Below are 22,584 nucleotides of genomic sequence, written 5' to 3'. Positions count from 1 at the left end.
TAACGACAACTCCTTAAATTTTAATAATAAGTAAATGGGTTTGTATTTTCCATTGACTCAATAATTTCTACATCCCAATTATACGCCTTTTTCCACTCATTACATAGAGAAACTATTTTTTCTTTGCATAAAGATTCAATGTAATGACCCGCGTCAATAACTGAAAAACCATCAGCTATCATATCATGAGCTGTATGATAATAAACATCACCTGTAATATAAACATCCGCACCAGCTGCTTGTGCATCACGATAAAACTTTTCGCCACTACCGCCACAAATAGCCACACGTTGAATCATTTTTTCTGGTGAATGACTAATTAATCGAAGACCATCTAGAGCAAACGTCTCCTTTACTTGATAAACAAAGTTTTCTAAAGTTATCGGAGTAGGTAAATCCCCGACACGACCAATACCAAAAGATTCCCCATCAATCTCATGAGTTTTGGTGATATACGTTGTATTTTCAATCTCAAGCAGTTCACAAAACCAGTCATTTAAACCATCATGGACAATATCCATATTAGTATGAGCTGCATAAACCGCAATATCATGTCTCAACAAATCAGCATACATTTGTTGCTGTGGTGCATCAATAACTAAATCCTTCAGTGGTCTAAAAATTGGTGGGTGTTTTGCAACCAATAAGTCGACTTCTTTAGCAATAGCTTCCGCCACGACTTCTGGACGGACATCCAAGGTTATCATCACTCGTTTAATTTCTTTATTCAAAGTCCCGACATGTAAGCCAACAGGATCTCCTGCTTCTGCCATATTAAGGGGAAAATGCTGTTCAAATCGCTCAATAAACGTTGTTGCTAACATTTAAATCACCTCTTCAATCCAACTTATTTTCTCTTTTACTTCCGTCACTTTTGCTGAATCGACTTGTTCAGCTTTCTCCATGCTAGCCAAAATATAGCGATATTTTTCTAATTGTTGTTGCCATTTTTGAGCAAATACTTCACCCTTTTGTTCACCTAAAAATGGGCCAAAAAACAAGGTTCGTTCATCATAATTGGTAGTTTCACCAGTTTTCTCCGCCACTATAATTTCATAAATTTTTTCATCTTCTTCTAAAATATCTTCACGTAAAATTTGATAGCCTTCAGCTTGTAACCAACGTCTTAGAGTCGGTTCACCGACATTAGGTTGTAAAATTAGGCGTTCCTTACCAGATAAATGACCTTTTGCTTTTCCTCGAATCAGGATGTCACGAATTAACGTGCCTCCCATTCCACAAATCGTAATCGCTGTTACACCATCTTCTGCCTTTAATACTTCCAACCCATCTGCTAATCGAACAGAAATATGTTCTTCTAATCCGAGAGAAGCTACAAGTGATTTAGCTGAATTATATGGACCTTCAACCACTTCGCCCGCAATGGCTTTTTTAATTTTATGATTTAAATATAACCAAGCCGGTAGATAGGCATGATCTGATCCAATATCCGCTACAATGGCGTCTTTAGGAACAAAACTCGCTACTCTTTCTAACCTTTTTGATAATTTTTGTTCATTCATACTTTCACTACTTTCTGAATAATATTGTTTAATTATACCATAATCTATCAACTAAAACGTCGAGGTCTAGGTTTTTTAATGATTTAATTGAGCCATCAAGTCACGTAAAATGTGAATTTCAAGCTGTCCCGGAGCAGAACTTTGTGTGACTGAAGCAAACGTCACGAGATTATGCATTGATTTCGTTAAAACGCGAGTTATTTTACCTAGTTCTCCCATGGCAACCATAATTAATGGTTGCTTACTTCCAATTTTTTTTCCTACTGCCATGATCATTAGAACCTCTTCAAATGTTTTGGGCATTTGGGCACATTTGTATATTGCGTCTGGATAATCTGTCTTCATTTGTTTCAACAAATTAATTGTAGACCCTTCAGTCAATATTTCATAGAAATTGTGGTAACTAATGACAGGGGTTGTGTTTTTATTTTTTAATACTGCCTTTAGCTCGCTAGCATCTGTTACTGACATCATTTCAATATCAAGTAAGTCGAGGTCTAGCTGGGTAACATACTGAATAAGAATAGACAGATAATCTTCTGGCGATATCTCAGCCTGCCCTCCCTCATTCTTAGTACGAAGCGTGAACAAAAGAGGACGATTTCCCCATTGTAATCGGATATCTGACAAGAGCTCCGCTACTTCCTTAATCACTTGATAGTTTTCATAATAATCTAGACGCCATTCAATTAAATCTGGTCGCACGTCAACAATTTGTGGTAACTGTTGAAGAATGTCATCGCGCGTTCTACCAACTAACGGCACGCATATGTTACCGTCAGTTTTAACAAACAAGTTAGTTACTTTCATTTGTCTCACTTCTTCTTTCTTACAAATTATCGTACTTATCTACTAAAAAAGGGTGTAACGATTGTCGTCACACCCTTAATATTATGTCTACTCTAAAAAGTCTTTTAATTGTTTTGAACGTGAAGGGTGACGTAATTTTCTTAACGCTTTGGCTTCAATCTGACGAATACGTTCACGTGTTACGCCGAAGACTTTCCCCACTTCTTCAAGCGTACGTGTACGGCCGTCGTCTAAACCGAAACGTAAACGTAAAACATTTTCTTCACGATCTGTTAATTGATCTAAGACGTTTTCTAATTGTTCTTTTAACATTTCATACGCTGCATGTTCAGCTGGACTTGTTGCATCTTGGTCCTCGATGAAATCACCTAAATGTGAATCATCTTCCTCACCAATTGGTGTCTCTAATGAAACAGGTTCTTGAGAAATTTTAAGAATCTCACGAACTTTTTCAGTTGGTAAGTCCATTTCAGCACCGATTTCTTCCGGTGTAGGTTCGCGTCCTAGGTCTTGTAATAATTGACGTTGAATACGAATTAATTTGTTGATAGTTTCCACCATATGAACTGGAATACGAATCGTTCTTGCTTGGTCGGCAATCGCACGTGTTATCGCTTGACGAATCCACCATGTTGCATAAGTAGAGAACTTAAACCCTTTAGTATGGTCAAATTTTTCTACAGCTTTCATTAGACCCATGTTTCCTTCTTGAATCAAGTCTAAGAATTGCATACCACGACCCACGTAACGTTTTGCGATACTTACAACTAAACGTAAGTTAGCTTCCGCTAATTTTTGTTTCGCTTCTTGGTCACCATCGACAATACGTAGTGCTAAATCTATTTCTTCTTGCGCTGTTAACAAATCAACACGCCCAATTTCTTTTAAATACATACGTACAGGGTCGTTAATTTTAACGCCAGCTGGGGCAGATAAATCTTCCTCTGTTTGGTCGATTTCATCTTCATTTTGTAAACTTCTTTTTGCTGGTTCGCCATCCTCATCAACCACGCTAATCCCTTGGTCTTCCACACGTTGAATTAAGTTGTCCATTCCTTTATCACCTAATTCATAAGGCGTCGCAATTTTATCAGTCAACTCATCATATAAGATTGACCCTTTTGCTTTGTATTCGCTAATTAACGCGGTAACTGCTTGGTTATACGTTACCTTTTTTGTTTCATTTTGGTTTGCCATGGACCATGCCCCCTAATATATTCTAATCCTTAAGTAACTTTTGGATATTAATAATCTCAATCGTTAATTGAAGTTCTAATTCCTTATTACCCATGCGTGATGCTTCTTTTTGTTGCATCAACTTTTCTTGTTTCAATTGCTCCAAACTAGCTTTTTTTATCGTTCGAACATAATCATTAATTTCTTGCTGACTACTTTCTTCTGACATTTCTAAATAACTAATTTGAATTAATTTATTTTTTAATGTGTCATCGGTTAATGCGTTTAAAAAATCAGCTTCCAAAAATTCTCCGTGTAACAGCATATATTCTTGATAAATTTCAAAAATCTGCTGATACTCTGTGTGGATAAATTGAAAATCCGATAAATTCTTAATTGAAGATGCCACACCTGTCTCATGTAAAATACGAAACAATAGCATCTGTTCGGTTTTTTCAGCTAAAGATAGTTTGGGTACTTGTTGTACTTGGGGCACAACAAGTTCAGCCTGAGCTATCTCACGACGACGATTTTGTCGAACCTGAGCTTGATTTGTCAGGCCTTTTTGGATTTCAGCTTGTATTGCTTCCACTGAAACATCAAAATCATCCGCCAATTGCTTAATATAAACTTCTCGTTCAATAACCGAATTAACTGACAACAATTCACGAACCATGGTCTCAAGATACTCTAGACGGTCTAGTTCGTTATCTAAATTTTTATTTTGTTTATAGTACTCTAATTTAAAAGTAAATGGTGATTCACGATGATTCTTTAATAAATTAACAAAGCGTTCTGGGCCATACTTCTGAATAAATTCGTCTGGGTCCATACGCTCCGGTAATAAGACTAAACTAATATCTAATGCTGAATGATCATTAATCACATTCATCGCTCGGAAACTGGCTTCTTTACCTGCATTGTCGCCGTCATAACAGACTAGTACTTGACTAACTGTACGTTGCAGCGTATTAATTTGCTCACTAGTTAAGCTGGTTCCCATTGAAGCAACACCATTTTTTATTCCTGCATTGTAAGCAGCAATCACATCCATAAACCCTTCAAAAAGAACCAATTCATTTTCCTTGCGACCTACTTTACGAGCTTCATGAAAGTTGTACAGCACTTGACGCTTATTGAAAATTTCGGTTTCGGGACTGTTTAGATATTTAGGACTTTTCTTTTGATCTAATAAATATTGGTCAAATAACCTTCCTGAAAAAGCAACTAATTTCCCTTGATTGTTTCTGATAGGAAACATAATCCGTCCGAAAAAGCGGTCAAAAAATTCACCATTATCTCGTTGAGACATTAATCCTGAGGCGGCAAGCATTTCTTCACTATAGCCATCATTTTCAAAAACACGACGTAACAAACTATTCTCAGTTGGTGCAAACCCAATGCCAAAATGCTCTATTTGTTCATCAGTTAACCCACGTTGATACAGATAATCTAACGCTGGTTCTCCCACTTTGGTTTTTAGTAAGACATGTTGATAAAGTGTTGCAGCTTTTTCGTGCATCTCGATTAATGTATCAAATTTGCGTTTTTGGACTGTTTCATTAACAGACATCTCTGGTTGAAATTGATAATTAATTTGCACATGACTGGTTTCTGCTACTTTTTCAACTGACTCTACAAAGGACACACCATCAACTTCTTGAACGAATTGAAATACGTTGCCCCCTTTACCACAACCAAAGCAATGAAAAATTTGCTTATCTTCTGCTACTGAAAAAGAAGGGGATTTTTCATCATGAAATGGGCATAAACCAAAATAATTTTTACCCGATTTCTTGAGTTGAACATATTGGCCAACGACATCGACAATGTTCACCTGATGTCTAATTTCATCAAGTACTTCTTGTGGTATTCTGCTCAACTTCTTTTCACCCTCTGTCACTTATTCAAATTTCATTCGATTAAAAATCGCCCTAAGTTAACCTAGCGCGAACTTTTGCGAACATAAATTTACATAATCTATTATAGCACAATTCCTTGATATAACAAAAGAATTATCCCGAATTTTTAGATATAGTATAAAAAAGAGCAAATTATCTAATAATTTACTCTTTTCGTAATATTTTTTTATCGAACCTACCACTTATTCCGATTCTTTCTCAATTTCATCTACTGAAGTGTCAGACGATAGCGTATCCTCTTCTGTTAATTTTGTATTAGCTTTCGGTTCTTCAACTGTTAAGGTACCATCACTTATTCCTATTGAAACACTATATGTTGTCGGAACAAATTCATTATACGTACTCATTTTTACAACAGTTCCTTTTGGTTCACTAGAAGCCATGCGATAAGTTGTATAAGTAATATCTGCCCCTTTTGAACGATAATCATTGAAAAATCGTTCAGCTAAATCGCCTTCCAATTCACCTATATAAGAACGCAAGTAAGGTTGGCCTGCTGAATAAACAACCGTAACAGGCGGTATCTCATCGCCTTCGTAATATTTTTTCCCTGCTTCAGCTGATTGCGAAATTAACCCGCCAAACGCCACCGCATCTGAAAACTGCTCTTTCACCTGTACAGTTAAACCAGAAATTTCATCAATATTGTTTTTGTTGTACTCTACAAAATTTGGGACAATAATCGCCTTGCCTTTTGAAATAGTGAACGCTATGTTATCACGTTTAGCTACCTTAACTTTAGGTTCGATACTTTGTGATACTACCTTACCTTTAGCTAAGTCTGCATCTACCCATTTAATATCCGCCTTAATTTGATTAGCTTTTATCCACTCATCAAGTTTGCTTTTATCTGTTTTAACAAAGTCTGGCATAGCAATATTTTTTTCAAAAACTTCCTTACCTTTTGAATAAGTTAAAATCATCTGATCTTCACGTTTATACTTAGAGGCATCAAAATCTTTTTGAGAAAATTCTTGCTTCACTAATTTATTTTTTTCAATTTTATCATTGTACTCTTCAGTAATAGTCACGTTCTCGGCCTTTTGTTCTGTAATCCATTCCTGAGCTTGAGTTAAGGTCATTTCTTCAAACTTAGGTAATTTAATTAACTGTTCGGGATCAGGACCTAAACTTGTATAAACTACTAACTTTTGTTTTTTCTTCATACGTTCACCAGGTGTTTGATTTTGTTTAATGACAGAATTAATTTCTTCATCAAAATCATAGACTTGTTCTGGTGTAATTTTTACGCCTGTATCAACACCCCACTCACGAACGTCACTCACTTGTTTACCAACAAAATCAGGCACTTTAACGGTTGTCATTCGATGATAACCAAAAACGATTAACCCAATTGCCACCAAACTCGAGGTTCCAATAATAATCTTCTTACGTAATTGTTTTTTGCCATAAGACGGGTCAGTCATCGTTTGGGTTTCTTCATCAAAGTGAGGCAGTTTTTCAGAAAATTCCTTTTGTTTTGCTTCGATATCATCTGCTTCTCGGTGCAATGTTTCCATCTCATTCGCTTGATTTTTTTGCGATTCTTCTAGAACTTCCTCATCATTTGATGATTTTTCATTTGTTTGCTCAGGATTAATCTTAGATTCAGTCTTTTTTTCAGCTTGTTTGTTTTCGTAATTATCGTTAGTAAAATTTGATAAAAAATCACTCATTGAATGTTAAGCCTCCCTTACGGAGCGTAATTGATGCGTCCGCTTGTTCAGCAATTTCGCTTGAGTGAGTCACAACAATTACGCACTTACCATGTTTATGAGCCAATTCTTTAAAAATCTCAATAATTTCTTCTTCTTTTCCTTCATCTAGATTTCCGGTTGGTTCATCGGCTAAAATAACATCGACATTCGTAGATAAAGAACGCGCAATTGCTACACGTTGCTGTTCCCCACCAGATAATTGATTGACCTGACGATCTGCTTTAGCACGATCTAATCCGATATAGTCTAATAAATTATAGGCAATTTCACGCTCATCTCCGGGCATCTCATTATCAGTAATTGACATGTTAACTAACACATTTTCAACCGCCGTTAAATAAGGAATCAGATTATAACTTTGAAAAATAATACTTATATTGTCACGACGATAATTTTCATAGCCAATTTCTTTAATATCCTTGCCTTCAAAATAGACCGATCCTTCTTTAGGTTCTTCTAACGCACTTAATAACGAGAGAAAAGTTGTCTTACCAGAACCAGACTGTCCCACAATCGCATAGAAAGTCCCTTTCTCAAAGCCAATCGTCGTATCTTTCAAAATATAACGTAACTGGTCGCCATCTTGATAAAAATAATTAATATGTTTCGCTTCTAAAATCGCCATTCCTTTTCCCTCCTACATTAAAATTTTCTTCGGATTTAAGCGTACAATATACAGTAGTGGGACCAAGACAGACAATAGAATCGTCACTAAACCAACGCCATAAAATAAGCCAACAAATTTAGGTGTTAACTTCACTTGATAAGCGTCTAACACTTCCTCTTGGCTAATCGCCGTTGCACCTAACGCTTGATATTCATAGTCCATCGTAAAGCCATCTTGCGCTTTTTCATTTTCTTTTTTCACATTTGCTGCAATCATTGAATCCGAAACTGAACTCGCAACAAAGTTCCCTGTTACTACTGAAGCACTTAAGGCTATAATCGCGATCGTTAAAACCTCAACAACTATTTGACCAATCACTTTTCCACGCTTTTCACCCATTGATAAATAAACACCCAATTCATGTTTGCGATCGCGTAAGAACAATAGCACCACTAAACTAACTATCACAATAGAAGCACCGATAGCTACCCATAACACAATGGTTGATAATTTAGACATCTGATTCAATGGACCTGCAACATCATCATATTGATCTGTCGACAAGACTACCTTATCATATTTTGTTAAAAGCGCTTGCGCGTCTTCTCTGAAACTTTCAGCCTCTTCAGGTGATTTCAACATGTAAAAAGGTTGCCCAAATGAATATTCTTTTTCAATCTCATCGAATGAACTATCACCATACATATTTTCGAAAAAACTAGGATTTTGTTTTTTCACAGCTTCAGCAATTTGGCGCGTATTTTTCTTCATCGTATTATTTGGTAAATAAACAGTGTTTTGAAGTTCTGTTTTCTGCATTTCAGAGGCAAATTGATCCTCTTGATTTTGCGTTCTGGGTTTATCTTTGGATTTATCAACTAAATCAAATAAACCAATAATTTCAATCAAAAAATTAACATTAACGCTGTTTTCATTAGTTATCGTTGGCATACCCGTTCCATCTTCTTCCATATCTTCTGAATCTGAAGACGTGACATCATCAAGCCATGAAAAATCTTGTAATTGTTCAATGACAAATTTATCTCCTACTTTTAAATTATTGGCTTTCGCTAGTTCTTTTGAAATCAATCCGACTTGTTTACCGTTTTCAATTTCGTTCTCATCAAAAACACGGCCATCCTTTAGCTCTACTAAACCTTTTTTAATATCACTAATTCCTGGTTGATTCCCACCTTTATAGTTTAAACCATCCATTCCACCCATATTTTCCGAGCTGATTGTTTTGATTTTTTTCACTTGTTGGTAATCTTGAAGCGTATAATCCATATAGTCAACTTGTGGTAATTCACCAATTTGATTAATCACCTTCAAGTCTTGAGATTTTAAACTCTCGTAATCAAAATCTTCACTAGCCTTTTCTAATTTTTCATAATCAACTGTGAGTGTTGCGCTAGCACTCAAAGATTTTTTGATGTTTTTTTCAACATTACTCGTAGCTTGTTGAATAGCAATTGCTCCCGCAATCACATTTCCTAAAATAAAAATGACCGCAAACAAGATGAATGATTTGCCTTTTTTTCTTGTTACACTTGCCCAAGCTCTTTGTAAATACCCCATACATAATCCTCCTTTTTTAAATTATACTTAATATATCAATATTCATATAAAAAATCTACTTTTTTTATACTGTTTTTTCAAAAAAAGTACGAAGATTTACTCCGTACTCAATAAATAACTCATTATTTAACTTTTAATTCAAAAATTTTTTCATTTTTACTAAAAGGGAATTGACGATATATCAACAAGTAGAAAACGATATAAAACATCGCCATAGTGACCAACATGATTCCCATCATCGCCATCACAGCTCCTAACTTCTCATAAACGACTGTCGCAAAGAAAGGAATTGAAAAAACACTAAAGAAAATATAGACCATCGCTGTTATTAAAACTGGTTTCTTTAAGAAATCAAAGGCAATATATTGATGAACATTATCAGTTGATAAACGTTTAAATAACCAATAGCTAGCTGCAACACAGACTATCATAATCGCTCCCATCATTAACCATTGGGACATTGGCACGTCGCCTTTCCCATAGCTCGTAACCCAAGAAGACAAATGATACTTTTGAGATAACTCATCATAATCATAACCATTATAGTAAGCATCGTACTGACCACTAAACACAATTAACCACTCTTTAATCGTACTAGCAAAGTACTCAGTAGACAATAGAAATACCATCACTGTTGGGACCGCAAATAGCCATTGTCCCATTATCACACCGCCTAAAACAGAAACAAAGAAATAACAGCCTCCCACTAAAATAGTTGCGATGACACTAGGCAATAGTTCAGTGATACTTGCCCCCATCATATCATTTGGAATTAAGCTATACATCCCTGTTAGATAGATAAACGTTCCGATAATATGAGCGATAAAAAACACTAAGCTAAATAGGCTAAGTTTGGTCCAAAAAATTTGTTTTCTAGTAAAACGTGAAGAAAATAATGTTTGATTAAAATTACCATTATTGTCAAATAGAAACACGGCTAATCCAAAGAATATTGTCACCAACGATAGTAAACTATAGAAAAAATAGCTATAGTAGCTAATTCCGTAAACATTATGGTCGTCCTCAAATATGCGCATAGTCTCTAAATCATTGGCTTGATAAACATCAAAATCTTGGGTGTAGCGTTCCTCCATCTCATCACCCACATAGTAAATCGCCCCGTCATAGCCTTCTGCTAAGTTATTTTTTACTTCTTCCTCAAACATCTCTTTGTATTCTTTTGAATAATAATAATCATGCTGACTTTTCCAGCTAGTATACTGAGTTGTCAATGATTGCATATAACTACCTATAATCACTACTAATCCAGCAATTAGTATCCATTTATGACGTTGCCAGACAATCTTTATTAACGATTTATTCATTTGACGTTCCTCCCTGCTGTGACTTATTTAATTCTGCTTCATCTAAAACTTGAGAAGCGACCACATCTTCTAGACTAATCGGTAACTCTTCGAATAAAATAGGTTGATATTTAGAAATCTCTTTTAAAATCTCATCCGTTAATTCAGCAAAAATACCGACACTCACTTTCCCTCTACGCTCAATAATCATCGCGTGTTCGGTCACAAAACTAGGTAATTCGTTATTCGGAAAAATCATCTGAACTTTCTTCACCGCTTCTTTTACTTCATCAAGATGGTAATCTTTCACTAAACGACCCGCTTTAATAATTAACGCCCGATCGATTATATATTCTAATTCTTCTAAATTATGCGAACTAATTAATAACGTTTTTTGATGATCTGCAACTTCTGATAATAACAATTGCAGAGCTTGTTTTTTGACATAAAAGTCTAAACCGTCTAAGGGTTCGTCAAGCAATATATAATTGGCATTCGTACAAATAGCTAAAATAATTTGTAGTAATCCCTGCATCCCTTTTGAATAAGTTCGGTAAGTTTTCGTTAACGGCAATTCATTTCTTACAACCAAGTTCTTAAATCTATCAGCTTCAAACATCGGATAAAGTTCTTGATACATTTTAGAAATTTGTAAAGGCGACATACCGTTTAAGCTATGATATTGACTATCAATATAAAATAGCTGACTATATAAATCGCGATGGCGGTCAATGTTCTCTTCATTGATAAACACATTACCAGCTGTTTTATTATAGTGATTCGCTAATAAGCGAAAGAGGGTTGTTTTTCCTTCCCCATTACGTCCAATCAGGCCAACAATTTCTCCCCTTTTTAATTCAAAACTTATATCATCTATAATTAGACGTTGATCAATTTCTTTACTTAAATGTTCAACCTTCATTTCTCATTCCTCCATTCTCACTCACAATGTCCTTTATCCAAGAGATTAATTCGGTTTCTTCAACATTTTGATAAATCGCTTCAATAACGACTTCTTTCATTTTAGCCTTAATACTTTCAACTTTACGTTCATCTCGTTGCGCCGTTTCTTGTCTCGCAACAAATGTCCCTTTACCACGGATTGTCATAATAACCCCTTCAGCTTCTAGTTGTTTATACGCCTTACTAATGGTATTAGGATTAATTAATAATTGACTTGCCAGTTCTCTAACAGACGGTAACTTTTCATCTGCCTCTATAATCCCTAATAAGATATCTTGTTTTATGCCATAAACGACTTGTTCATACAAAGGTTTTCGGCTCATCTTATCTAATTGCACGTTTCTTCCTCCTTTCAACCAACTGTTCTATGTGTACTATATTAACTAATACACTTGATACTGTCAATTATAATCTACAAGGAGGAAGAATAAATAACAGACAACCACCTTAAAGACCTTAATTTCATTGAATAAACTAGTAATTAAATAATCAAAAAAACAAAAAAGAGCCCAAATTGGACTCTTCGTTATATTGTTTATTACTATGGGTAAATACGGTGTAATAGACGTGGGAATGGACTTGCTTCACGAATATGTTCAATCCCTGAAATCCAAGTCACGGCACGTTCTAAACCTAGACCAAATCCTGAGTGAGGAACTGGACCGTATTTATTTAGATCTAAGTACCAACCATAGTCGTCTAAACTTAGGTTGTTGTCTTCAATACGTTGTTTCATGTTTTCGTATCCAATTGCACGTTCACTACCACCGATAATTTCACCGTAGCCTTCTGGTGCAATTAAGTCCGCACAGATTACAACATCATCACGGTCTTCTGGTGAAGGCATATAGAATGGTTTAATTCCTTTAGGATAGTTAGTAATGAAAACTGGTTTACTGAAATGGTTCGCGATATAAGTTTCATGTGGCGAACCAAAATCATCGCCCCATTTAATATCGTCAAAGCCATTAGCATTTAATAATTCAATTGCCTCATCGTATGAAATACGTGGGAATGGTAACTCTGTATAAGTTTTCAATAAGTCTTTATCACGACCTAAAACGTCTAAAGCGTAATCACAGTTATCTAAAACTGATTGAACTAAAAAGGCAACATATTGCTCTTGAATTTGTAAGCTTTCTTCATGTTTGACGAACGCCATTTCAGGTTCAATCATCCAGAACTCTGTCAAATGACGACGTGTTTTAGATTTTTCAGCACGGAAAGTTGGACCGAATGAGAATACTTTACCAAACGCCATTGCAGCTGCTTCAGCATACAATTGACCTGTTTGTGAAAGGTAAGCATCTTGACCGAAGTAATCAGTCGAGAATAATTCAGTTGTTCCTTCTGGTGCACTACTTGTTAAGATTGGTGGATCAATTTTGGTAAATCCACGGCTATTGTAAAATTCGTATGTCGCACGAATAATTTCGTTACGAATTTGCATAATAGCATGTTGACGACTTGAACGTAACCATAAATGACGGTTGTCCATTAAGAAGTCTGTCCCGTGCTCTTTCGGTGTGATTGGGTACTCATTACTTTCCCCTACCACTTCAATATTTTGAATACCAATTTCGTAACCAAACTTAGAACGTGAATCTTCACGAATTTCACCTGTTACGATAACTGATGTTTCTTGGCTTAACCCTTTAGCTGTTTCAAATACCTCTTCAGGTACTTCATTTTTAACGACAACCCCTTGGAAAAAGGCTGATCCGTCACGTAATTGTAGAAAAGCGATTTTACCGCTTGAACGTTTATTCGCAATCCAACCACCAATTTGTACAATTTCGCCAACGTGGTCTTTAGAATCAATAATACGAATTCTTTCCATCTAATAAGTCTCCCCTTCACTGTTTCATTAGCATTACTACTACTATATCGTTATTTTTGCTTTTTTTCAATAAAAGATGCAATTCTTTCAACACCTTTTTTTAACGTGTCAATATCCGTTGCATAGCTTATGCGGATGTGATCGTGTGTGCCAAATCCTTCGCCACTTACTACCGCGACATGGGCTTCTTCTAATAAATCATTCACAAAATCTGTGACATTCTCATACCCACATAAATTTAGCGTCTCACGAATATTCGGGTATAGGTAAAACGCGCTCTTAGGCTTTTCAATAGTTACACCTGGCAAGGCTGCAACTAGCGGATAAATTGTATTCAAACGTTCTTCAAATGATTGACGCATCTCTTCAACTGAATTTTGCGGTCCACTCAAGGCTTCAACCGCTGCGTATTGACTGACCGCTGCACAATTACTAATTGATTGACTGTTTATAGTGTTAATCGCTTTAACCACTTCTTTGTCTCCAAGAACATAGCCGATTCTCCAACCGGTCATCGCATAGCTTTTTGATACGCCATTGATGATGAACGTTTGTTTTCTAATCGCATCAGATAATTCAATCATTGAAGTAAATTCATAACCGTTGTATATTAACTTACCGTATATTTCATCCGCAACAATATAAATATCGTGTTTAACTGCCCAATTCCCGATTGCTTCTAGTTCCTCTTTAGAATAAAGCATACCTGTTGGATTTGATGGAGAATTAATGATCACTAATTTGGTTTTGTCCGTCCTAGCAGCTTCCAAATCTTGGACCGTTGCTTTAAATTGGTTGCTTTCTTTCGTTTCAACAAAGACGGGCACACCTTGAGCTAATTTAACTTGTTCTGCGTAACTTACCCAGTAAGGAACTGGAATTATCACTTCGTCTTCAGAATTTAATACCGCTTGGAATAATGCGTATAGTGCAAACTTGGCACCGTCCGTCACCACTACTTCATCTAGTTCATATCGCTTGCCATAATCTGTTTCAATTCGATCAATAATTGCTTGACGCAATGGATAAATTCCGTTAGATGGCGCATAAAAACTTGCTTCTCCATTTTCAATTGATAAGATGGCTGCTTGTTGAACATTTATCGGCGTTACAAAATCTGGTTGTCCTAATGACAAACTAATCACATCAACCCCTGTTTTCTTCAAGTCTTGCGCTTTTTGAGCCGTTGCTAAGGTAGCAGACGGTGATAATTGTTTAGCACGTTTAGATAATTCCATCTTGCATTCCTCCTATTTTATACATTTTCAATAACTGAGATTATTTTACCTGATTCGAATCCTATTAAATAATAGGTTAACGTCTCATCTTCATTTTGAACAACGACTTCCCACTGCGGAATGTCATCAATCATCCCTAAATTTACTCGTAATATTTTATTAGGTTGGTAGTCTTTTTCAATCAAACTAATCACTTGGTCATAATTAATGCCTTCTTTTTGTTTCATGACTTTAATTTTATCACCACTTTCGGGAATAAACGCGACGATTTCACTACCTTTTTCAGTCGTCCCTACTAATGAAAAATTTGTTTCCTTACGATTAAACCAATAGAATTCATCGACTGTTTCAAGATCGATATATTTTTTGGCAAACGCCAGCGCTTGTTTTTCTGCTTGTTGGTGAGGTTGAACTGATTTTACAAAAATCAAGACACTGCCTGAAATAATTATCACTAATAACGCAATTAATGCGATCATTATTTTTTTATACATATTGTTCCTCCATTATTACCTGTTGTTTCTTTTACCGATAAAATCTGTTAATTCGCTGATAATATTATCCAGGGGCTTAACAGCTAACGTCAAGCCATCGGGCAGTGACTGTTTAATTTTTTTGGCATAACGTGCAGTCTCAATTCTTGGGTCAAGTATTACAATAGCCCCATGATCATCATTACTACGAATAAGACGACCAATCCCTTGGCGCAAACGTAATATCGCTTTGGGTAATGAGTAATGCTGAAAACCATCTAACCCACGTTCTTGATAGAGACGTAATTTTTCTTTGATATACGGACGATCAGGTGATTCAAATGGTAGGCGAACAACTACGATTAATTCAAGAGCGTCTCCAGGTAAGTCGACCCCTTCCCAATAAGAATCAGCCCCAAGTAAAACTTTTTGTCCACCTTGTTTGGTGAAGCGTTTCAGAATGCGTTCCCTTGAACCCGTGATTCCTTGCGCTAATGTTTCAATACTATCATCAATTAACGATGATTGAATTTTATAATAAACATTTTTTAGCATGTCTAATGACGTGAATAACACAAGTATATTGACCGAATTATTTTTTGCTAATTCAAGAATACTCTGTGCGACATATGATTCGTAATAAGGACTTGATAAATTAGTAAACTGCGCACTTTCAGTTGGCAAATATAGTCGTGCCTGTTGCTCGTAATCAAATGTCCCTTTGAATTTCACCATTGGAATCGACTCAATCCCTAAATTTTTTGCTAAAAAATTATCCTGATCACCTGTCGATAAGGTACCACCTGTGTATAGAATTTTCTGATAACGTTCGTACCAGGTAGTATCCTCCACGAGTGATGCGCCGACATCCGATTTAAATAAACGAATTTGATACTTATCATCATCGATAAATAACCATTTAATTAATTGTTTATTATCATTTTGGATATAATCGGTCACAAACGCTAAAATGGTTTGAAGCTCATCTTGATAGTCTAGCCAAGCTTGAATACTTAATTGCTCACTTGGCAACCATTTTTCCCAATGTTGGAAACAGAAGTCCCGACATTGGTTAATCAACGCATTTAAATCAGCTAATAACCGAATCAAACGATAAATGTCTTGAACTACATATATCGGTAAATTTTCTAACTGTTCTTGACTTATCAATAGCTCCTCATTTAACTTATATTTCCCATCTAATACAGTTGTTTCAACGATATCAGCCTCTAGATTTTCTAACACTTGATGAGACTCTGTCACAATTTGATTTAATAGTTGGACATTAATTGGCCAATCTTTATCCCCCTGAATGCGCGTCCAATTAGCCATTACTTCTTCAAAATGCGTCAATTTATGGAAAATAAACTTAATTTTCGAAAAATCTAATTGTTCACGTCCCATTTTTTCGGCAATTTCAGGTAAATGATGGGCTTCATCGATAATTAAATAATCACTTGCCGGTAACCAAGGAAACTCACGAAAATTCTCTTTTATTAAAAAGGCATGATTGACAATCAGCACATTCGAATGGTTCACACGATTTTTTAAATAACGCCAAAAATCTTCTTCATAAAAAGGTGAACCTGTCGGAATAAATCGTTCACCAAAGTGTTTCACTTGTCTGAAGAATGGATGTTCTAAATTAGCTAAGTTAAGCTCCGTTAAATCACCCGTTTCTGTATCAAGTAGCCATACTAAAACGCTCATCTGATGGATGGCAAATTGTTTTTGTCGTGGGGCTTGTTGTAAGGTAACATTAAATTTATTAAGATCGATAAAGTAGCGAGAACTTTTAATCATTGTACCGACAAGACTATTCTGATTGACTCGATTGACAAGCGGAATTGCTTCATTAATTAATTGCTGTTCAAGCAAAATTGAGGTCGTACTCAACACAACCGGATTGTCGCACGTTGCTAGGAAACTCATCGGGTACAAATAGCCAAATGATTTTCCACTTCCCGTTGGTGCTTCAATGGCAAAGTTTTTTTCAACATTTTCTCGTGTTTTATTGGTAAAAAATTGGTACACATCATCAATCATACGTGATTGACTTTCACGTACCTCTAGTAACTCACCATAAGCTTCTGTTTTCGCTTCTACACCTACGGGAAAGTCTGTTAAAACTTTATGTGGGTATAAATCACTCATATCAGGCTTTTGCCGTAAAGCTAGACCATTAACAACTTTAAGCCCTGGAGCTAATGGCGGGTAGTTTTGTTTAAGTTGTGTTAATTGCATGGCTAAGTAGTCTGAGGTTTCTTTTCCTAAGACACGACTTAATGTGACAATTTGTTCTAAGGTACAAATTGGTAATTGTTTAATTTTTTGATCAATATAAATCAGCAATTCGCTAGTCACAAGTGCATCGCTATCCGCCTGATGCGGACGATCGTGTTCATACTCTAAAAAGTCGGCAATATCGGTTAACCGATAACTTGGTAAAGTAGGCAAGAAAATTTGTGCCAATTCAACCGTATCAATTCCCGGCATCGTTAGCGGTTCAAATCCAGCTTGAACGAACGCCTGACTTAAAAATTGATAGTCAAAGTAAATATTATGGGCAACAAACACACAGTTCGTTAGTTTTTGCATTAATTCAGCTGCAATATCCTCAAAATAAGGCGCACTTGCGAGCTGCTGATTGGTTAATCTTGTTAAAGATTCTATTTGCTTGGTTAATTTAATACGAGGATTAATATCTTGACGATAAATATCAATTATTTGACCATTTTGGACAAAGACACAGCCAATTTGAATTATTTTATCCTCTTTTGAATTCGTGCCGGTTGTTTCTAAATCGACAACAGCATAAACGGAGTCGTGTTTCATCGACGCTCCTCCTTTCATTCTATGCTATTATACCTCATTTTTCGTCAATTCATGAACAATATCTCTAATATCTTACGTAAAAATCGAGTTTTATTGATAGATTAGCTAAAACAAATCAAAAAAGCTACGTAGAACAAGCCTACGTAGCTATATACAAACTTAATTATTCACCTAAGTCCTCACCATTAGTACTGATTACTTGCTTATACCAATCAAATGATTTCTTTGGTGTACGTTTTAATGTACCGTTCCCTTCATTATCACGGTCAACGTAAATGAAGCCATAACGTTTTTTCATTTCACCTGTCCCAGCTGATACTAAATCAATACAACCCCAAGACGTGTAACCCATTAATTCAATGCCATCCAAGTCAATCGCATCTTTCATGGCTTTAATGTGCTCACGCATGTAGTCAATACGATCATCATCTGCTACATAGCCATTTTCATCAGGCGTGTCCACTGCCCCTAAACCATTTTCAACAATAAATAAAGGTTTTTGATAACGATCATATATTTGATTCATCGTACTTCTTAAACCTAGCGGATCAATTTGCCAGCCCCATTCTGAAGCTTCTAAATAAGGGTTAGCTAATGAGGCAAAAATATTGCCTTCGGTTTGTTTATTCAACTCAGAATCAGTCGAAACAGTTCTTGAAGAATAGTATGAGAATGAAATAAAGTCTACTGTATTTTCAGCTAGCAACTCTAAATCACCTGGTTCAATGGGTAGCTTGATACCTTTACGCTCTAACTCCTTCAACGCATAGTTAGGATATTTACCACGTGATTGCACATCGATAAAGAAATAATTCTCATGGTCTTTTTGAATCGCTGCAAAATAATCTTGAGGATTACAAGTATATGGATAGTAGTTACCTGCTGCTAACATACAACCAATTTGATTGTCAGGATTAATTTCTTTGGCAATTTTTGTAGCTGCTGCACTTGCTAACAACTCATGATGAGCGGCTGTAAAGATAACTTGCTCTTTATCTTCACCTTCTTCAAAAACAATCCCAGCTCCCATAAATGGTGCATGTAAAATCATATTAATTTCGTTGAATGTTAACCAATACTTAACCAAATCTTTATAACGCGTAAATAAAGTGCGGCAAAGATTTTCATAAAAGCCTATCATCTTACGGTTACGCCAACCACCATACTCCGTAATCAAATGCATCGGGCAATCAAAATGGGTAATCGTAACTAATGGCTCAATGCCATGTTTATGACATTCTTTAAATAAATCTTCATAAAAAGCCAGTCCTTCTTCGTTTGGTTCACTCTCATCACCGTTAGGAAAAATGCGACTCCAAGCAATCGACAAGCGATACACTTTAAAGCCCATTTCTCCGAATAATGCGATATCTTCTTTATAGCGATGATACATATCAATGGCCTCTTTAGCTGGGTAAAAATGTTCATCATCAAAGGCTAAATGTTTTTGAATCCCTGCAATGATTGGGAAACGATCTTTACCAATTGGCACCACATCCACGTTAGCTAGACCACGTCCACCTTCATTATAGCCCCCTTCACATTGATTCGCTGCGGTTGCCCCGCCCCATAAAAAATTCGTTGGAAATCCCATGTATCTTCACTCACTTTCTTATATTTTTTATGATGGTTCCGATAAAAAGAAAAAGACCTAATGACAAGATTAGACACAGCAAAAAAGCGGTCTTACATCTCGTCATCAGGTCTAGCTTGTCATTTATAAACAATCACTATCCATCGGCATTCATAAATATTATGTTATATATAAAATATATCAAACGCTTTCACTAATGTCAATCTCTATTAAAAAAGGCCCTTATTTCCCCTTTAATAACTTGAGTTGTTGCTTAAGTTTTTTATTTGCCCAATCATAATGACTGGATGTAGCAGAGATCGAATAACTGCCTAATGTTGTACTACCCGTCCAACTAAACTGTTGTTTCTCAAACAATTGTTCATTTGAGTAACCCTTAATGATAGCCATCATCTGTTGGTGACTTGTTGCTAACAATTCGTTCGCTTCAGATAAGGAAGTCACTTGATGCTTAGCAACAAATTCAACATTCATTTGTGAATAATTCTTCCAATTATAAGGTTCAGGTAAAAACGGAACCGATTGATCTTGACCATTAGCACTCTCCCAATTTAGAAAAAGTTGATGCCATTCATACAAATGAATCAAAACATCTCGTAGATTTTCATCACGACGCCAGTGAGCCTCTTTTTTAGTCATTAAAAATTCTTCTGTGAATACAAATGGTTCTAATTGCTGTTCTAACGTCATTTGATTGATAGTATTTTATAGTTTGTCAAAATTTTCTTCTGCTTGTTGCCATAACGATTCCTTTGATTTTGGACGTACCATTTTATCCCTCCTAGCTATCATTAAGGCAATATTATAAGAGCCATTAATAAACAAATATCTTCTTATAAAACGAGAGAAGCAATTGCCACTCTCGTTTGACTTTTATTCTAGCGAGGCTAAAGAATCCTCAAATGCCATAATGCTTATTTGCTGTTCTTCGATTGTAAAACCATCAAAAGTCAATTCAAATAAAACCTCTGATAATAAATCTAAATCATCTGTTAACCCGTCAATTTGATAGGTAAATAAATCTGTAAAAGGGATTAAATCTATTGGATATAGTTTATCCTCATTCACATGGTACAAAAACGGACGCCAGTATCCCTCTTCATCCTCGTCTTCTTCATCATCAAAGTCTTGCATAATTTTTACCACGTAATGATTGTTTACCTTGTCGGAAACTGATTGAATGCTATTGACAAACCGTGATAATTTATCAAATCGTTTATCTGCTGATTCTTGAATATTAAAACGTCCCACCATATCTTCAGCAATTGTCATCAATAAGTCATCGTTTAATATACCCAATAATTCTGTTTTAAAATTCATTAGTTATCCTCTAATTCTAGTTATTTTAATTAATTATAGCATAATAGTTTTATTGAGAGTGATCTTTTAAGGGGAAATCAAATGACAGATATAACTCAAGATTGAAAAAAATAAGCCTACATAGGCTTATTTTTAGTTTTAATTCTCTTCATTGTTAGACTCAGAATCATTAGTTTCTGATGTTTCCTCATTCTCTACTTTTTTCTCGTCACTATTTAACGCATCAGCAATTCGTTTGGCTTGAACACCCGTTCTTGTGCCAGCGAAATCTTGAATCAAGTTTCCTAAATTAATTCCTAGTACTTGTTCCAATATTTCAGAACTTGCGGCAATATTTTTAGCTGAAAGACCTGCGATTTTAGAAGCACCTTGGCCCTCACCACTTCCACCTTCAATCACACGAATATCAGAGATGTTTCCTATTGGTTCACTTGCATGTTTCACAATTTCAGGTAAACGATCAATCAATTCTAGTTTAATCGCTGCTTCTCCGTATTGACGTAAAGCTTCTGCCATCATTTCCTTAGCATTTGCTTCTGCTTGACCCACTTGAGTTTTTGCTAAAGCTTCCGCTTCACCAATTGCACGAATGCTCTCTGCTTGCCCTTGAGCTTCTAATGCAACTAATTCCTTTTGTGCTTCCGCTTCTTTGACACGCGCAAATTTTTCAGCTTCAGAAGCCTGTTCGACTTGATAGCGATCAGCATCTGCTTTTTTCTTAACTTCAGAATCGTATTGTTTTTCACGACGCAGTATTTCTTGTTCTTCTAATTCAATCTGTTTCTTACGTTCTTGGATTTCAATGTTCATTTGTTGCGATTTCAGTTCAATGTCAAGTTTTGCTTTTTCAATTGCATAAGCATTATCGGCTTTGGCTTTTGCCGTATCTTGCTCTACGATATAAGAAGCAATTTTCAACTCTTTATCTTTTGTCGCTTCTGCAATCATTGTCGCATTTGAAATTTCACGTTCTTTTGCTTCTTTTTCCGCTTCAGCACGTTTGATACGAGTTTCTTTTTCCGCAATAGCTGTCGCAATTTGTGCATCTTTTTTTACAGCTGCAATTCTAGGTTGAGCGATTGCTTCAAAGTAGCCATTTTCATCGTTAATGTCTCGAATAGTAAAGGAAACGATGGTTAATCCCATGTTGGCTAAATCCGTTTCTGCTTGTTCCTGCACACGATTGGCAAACTGATCACGTTCTTGATAGATTTCTTCAACGGTTAGTGTTCCCAAAATAGCACGTAAGTGACCTTCTAAAACTTCACGTGATTGCTCAATTTTTTCTTCAACATGTTTATCCATAAACTGTTGGGCGTGTGTCATAATCGCTTCTTGGCTATTCCCAATTTTAATCACTACCGTTCCTTCGGCATTTACTGGAACTGCAGCTTTCGTCGGAACGTCTTCGACACTCACATCAAGCTTCATGTTTTCTAATTTCATGCGTTTCGTAGATTGAACAATAGGAATAACAAATGAACCTCCTCCACTCACCATTTTCAATTTTGATCCTGATGAAGAAGTCAACGTATTTTTGTTACCTAAAAGTCCTCCATATACCAACATTACCTCATTATTTGGTACTGTTCGGTAGCACGAAAACAATCCAATTGCAATTAAAGCTAAAATAATAATTACTGGTACTAAAGTCATGATAACATTCATCTTTCTTCCTCCTGT

The 22,584-nt window shown here is 35.9% G+C and carries 19 protein-coding genes; all 19 read right to left on the bottom strand.

Annotated elements, in window-relative coordinates; genetic code table 11:
• Positions 1–20 precede the first annotated feature (20 nt).
• A complete protein-coding gene (locus tag FA707_RS04985; RefSeq protein WP_136953191.1) occupies positions 21–824 on the bottom strand; it encodes a Nif3-like dinuclear metal center hexameric protein in 804 nt (267 codons plus the stop codon).
• Entirely contained in the window at positions 825–1,523 is a 699-nt protein-coding gene (locus FA707_RS04980; protein ID WP_136953190.1) for a tRNA (adenine(22)-N(1))-methyltransferase, read from the bottom strand.
• 75 nt (positions 1,524–1,598) lie between these two features.
• Positions 1,599–2,333 carry a type I 3-dehydroquinate dehydratase gene (aroD, locus tag FA707_RS04975; RefSeq protein ID WP_136953189.1) on the bottom strand — a complete coding sequence of 245 codons (735 nt, stop codon included), beginning with the start codon at positions 2,331–2,333 and terminating at the stop codon, positions 1,599–1,601.
• Positions 2,334–2,420: 87 nt separating this feature from the next.
• Complete coding sequence (gene rpoD / locus FA707_RS04970; RefSeq protein ID WP_136953188.1) at positions 2,421–3,530, bottom strand: RNA polymerase sigma factor RpoD; 1,110 nt, start codon at positions 3,528–3,530, stop codon at positions 2,421–2,423.
• Between the two features lie 22 nt (positions 3,531–3,552).
• Positions 3,553–5,391: a DNA primase gene (dnaG, locus tag FA707_RS04965; RefSeq protein WP_136953187.1), complete on the bottom strand. Its 1,839-nt coding sequence runs from the start codon at positions 5,389–5,391 to the stop codon at positions 3,553–3,555.
• 222 nt (positions 5,392–5,613) lie between these two features.
• Positions 5,614–7,107 carry a PASTA domain-containing protein gene (locus FA707_RS04960; RefSeq protein WP_136953186.1) on the bottom strand — a complete coding sequence of 498 codons (1,494 nt, stop codon included), beginning with the start codon at positions 7,105–7,107 and terminating at the stop codon, positions 5,614–5,616.
• On the bottom strand, positions 7,100–7,774 hold the full coding sequence (locus FA707_RS04955; RefSeq protein ID WP_136953185.1) for an ABC transporter ATP-binding protein: 675 nt from the start codon (positions 7,772–7,774) through the stop codon (positions 7,100–7,102). Before FA707_RS04955 ends, FA707_RS04960 begins: the two co-directional genes overlap by 8 nt.
• 12 nt (positions 7,775–7,786) lie before the next feature.
• Positions 7,787–9,334, bottom strand: coding sequence for an ABC transporter permease (locus tag FA707_RS04950; RefSeq protein WP_136953184.1), 1,548 nt, complete (start codon positions 9,332–9,334; stop codon positions 7,787–7,789).
• A 122-nt stretch (positions 9,335–9,456) separates the two neighbouring features.
• Positions 9,457–10,659: a hypothetical protein gene (locus FA707_RS04945; protein WP_136953183.1), complete on the bottom strand. Its 1,203-nt coding sequence runs from the start codon at positions 10,657–10,659 to the stop codon at positions 9,457–9,459.
• The gene (locus FA707_RS04940) at positions 10,652–11,560 is read right to left on the bottom strand and encodes an ATP-binding cassette domain-containing protein (protein WP_136953182.1); all 909 of its coding nucleotides are present in this window, start codon (positions 11,558–11,560) and stop codon (positions 10,652–10,654) included. Before FA707_RS04940 ends, FA707_RS04945 begins: the two co-directional genes overlap by 8 nt.
• A complete protein-coding gene (locus FA707_RS04935) occupies positions 11,550–11,939 on the bottom strand; it encodes a GntR family transcriptional regulator (protein ID WP_246032351.1) in 390 nt (129 codons plus the stop codon). Before FA707_RS04935 ends, FA707_RS04940 begins: the two co-directional genes overlap by 11 nt.
• A gap of 203 nt (positions 11,940–12,142) precedes the next feature.
• Positions 12,143–13,441: an asparagine--tRNA ligase gene (asnS, locus tag FA707_RS04930; RefSeq protein ID WP_136953181.1), complete on the bottom strand. Its 1,299-nt coding sequence runs from the start codon at positions 13,439–13,441 to the stop codon at positions 12,143–12,145.
• 50 nt (positions 13,442–13,491) lie between these two features.
• On the bottom strand, positions 13,492–14,679 hold the full coding sequence (locus tag FA707_RS04925) for a pyridoxal phosphate-dependent aminotransferase (RefSeq protein ID WP_136953180.1): 1,188 nt from the start codon (positions 14,677–14,679) through the stop codon (positions 13,492–13,494).
• Positions 14,680–14,696: 17 nt separating this feature from the next.
• On the bottom strand, positions 14,697–15,173 hold the full coding sequence (locus FA707_RS04920; RefSeq protein ID WP_136953179.1) for a cell wall elongation regulator TseB-like domain-containing protein: 477 nt from the start codon (positions 15,171–15,173) through the stop codon (positions 14,697–14,699).
• 15 nt (positions 15,174–15,188) lie between these two features.
• Positions 15,189–17,987 carry an ATP-dependent DNA helicase DinG, 3'-5' exoribonuclease type gene (dinG, locus tag FA707_RS04915; RefSeq protein WP_168177353.1) on the bottom strand — a complete coding sequence of 933 codons (2,799 nt, stop codon included), beginning with the start codon at positions 17,985–17,987 and terminating at the stop codon, positions 15,189–15,191.
• A 163-nt stretch (positions 17,988–18,150) separates the two neighbouring features.
• Positions 18,151–19,581 carry a 6-phospho-beta-glucosidase gene (locus FA707_RS04910; protein ID WP_136953177.1) on the bottom strand — a complete coding sequence of 477 codons (1,431 nt, stop codon included), beginning with the start codon at positions 19,579–19,581 and terminating at the stop codon, positions 18,151–18,153.
• A 222-nt stretch (positions 19,582–19,803) separates the two neighbouring features.
• Complete coding sequence (locus FA707_RS04905; protein WP_136953176.1) at positions 19,804–20,271, bottom strand: ClbS/DfsB family four-helix bundle protein; 468 nt, start codon at positions 20,269–20,271, stop codon at positions 19,804–19,806.
• A gap of 183 nt (positions 20,272–20,454) precedes the next feature.
• The gene (locus tag FA707_RS04900; protein ID WP_136953175.1) at positions 20,455–20,901 is read right to left on the bottom strand and encodes a DUF6557 family protein; all 447 of its coding nucleotides are present in this window, start codon (positions 20,899–20,901) and stop codon (positions 20,455–20,457) included.
• A gap of 138 nt (positions 20,902–21,039) precedes the next feature.
• On the bottom strand, positions 21,040–22,569 hold the full coding sequence (locus tag FA707_RS04895; RefSeq protein WP_136953174.1) for a flotillin family protein: 1,530 nt from the start codon (positions 22,567–22,569) through the stop codon (positions 21,040–21,042).
• Between the last annotated feature and the right edge of the window lie 15 nt (positions 22,570–22,584).

The organism is Vagococcus zengguangii (assembly GCF_005145005.1).
Classification (GTDB): domain Bacteria; phylum Bacillota; class Bacilli; order Lactobacillales; family Vagococcaceae; genus Vagococcus_A; species Vagococcus_A zengguangii.
Note: the sequence above shows the minus strand (reverse complement) of the source record. Positions and strands in the feature narration are given on the sequence as shown.

Excerpts from the sequence above, each read along its gene's own strand:
- FA707_RS04985 (WP_136953191.1), bottom strand. The coding sequence starts at position 824 with ATGTTAGCAACAACGTTTATTGAGCGATTTGAACAGCATTTTCCCCTT.
- FA707_RS04980 (WP_136953190.1), bottom strand. The coding sequence starts at position 1,523 with ATGAATGAACAAAAATTATCAAAAAGGTTAGAAAGAGTAGCGAGTTTT.
- aroD (WP_136953189.1), bottom strand. The coding sequence starts at position 2,333 with ATGAAAGTAACTAACTTGTTTGTTAAAACTGACGGTAACATATGCGTG.
- rpoD (WP_136953188.1), bottom strand. The coding sequence starts at position 3,530 with ATGGCAAACCAAAATGAAACAAAAAAGGTAACGTATAACCAAGCAGTT.
- FA707_RS04960 (WP_136953186.1), bottom strand. The coding sequence starts at position 7,107 with ATGAGTGATTTTTTATCAAATTTTACTAACGATAATTACGAAAACAAA.
- FA707_RS04955 (WP_136953185.1), bottom strand. The coding sequence starts at position 7,774 with ATGGCGATTTTAGAAGCGAAACATATTAATTATTTTTATCAAGATGGC.
- FA707_RS04950 (WP_136953184.1), bottom strand. The coding sequence starts at position 9,334 with ATGGGGTATTTACAAAGAGCTTGGGCAAGTGTAACAAGAAAAAAAGGC.
- FA707_RS04945 (WP_136953183.1), bottom strand. The coding sequence starts at position 10,659 with ATGAATAAATCGTTAATAAAGATTGTCTGGCAACGTCATAAATGGATA.
- FA707_RS04940 (WP_136953182.1), bottom strand. The coding sequence starts at position 11,560 with ATGAAGGTTGAACATTTAAGTAAAGAAATTGATCAACGTCTAATTATA.
- asnS (WP_136953181.1), bottom strand. The coding sequence starts at position 13,441 with ATGGAAAGAATTCGTATTATTGATTCTAAAGACCACGTTGGCGAAATT.
- FA707_RS04925 (WP_136953180.1), bottom strand. The coding sequence starts at position 14,679 with ATGGAATTATCTAAACGTGCTAAACAATTATCACCGTCTGCTACCTTA.
- FA707_RS04920 (WP_136953179.1), bottom strand. The coding sequence starts at position 15,173 with ATGTATAAAAAAATAATGATCGCATTAATTGCGTTATTAGTGATAATT.
- dinG (WP_168177353.1), bottom strand. The coding sequence starts at position 17,987 with ATGAAACACGACTCCGTTTATGCTGTTGTCGATTTAGAAACAACCGGC.
- FA707_RS04910 (WP_136953177.1), bottom strand. The coding sequence starts at position 19,581 with ATGGGATTTCCAACGAATTTTTTATGGGGCGGGGCAACCGCAGCGAAT.
- FA707_RS04905 (WP_136953176.1), bottom strand. The coding sequence starts at position 20,271 with ATGACGTTAGAACAGCAATTAGAACCATTTGTATTCACAGAAGAATTT.
- FA707_RS04900 (WP_136953175.1), bottom strand. The coding sequence starts at position 20,901 with ATGAATTTTAAAACAGAATTATTGGGTATATTAAACGATGACTTATTG.
- FA707_RS04895 (WP_136953174.1), bottom strand. The coding sequence starts at position 22,569 with ATGAATGTTATCATGACTTTAGTACCAGTAATTATTATTTTAGCTTTA.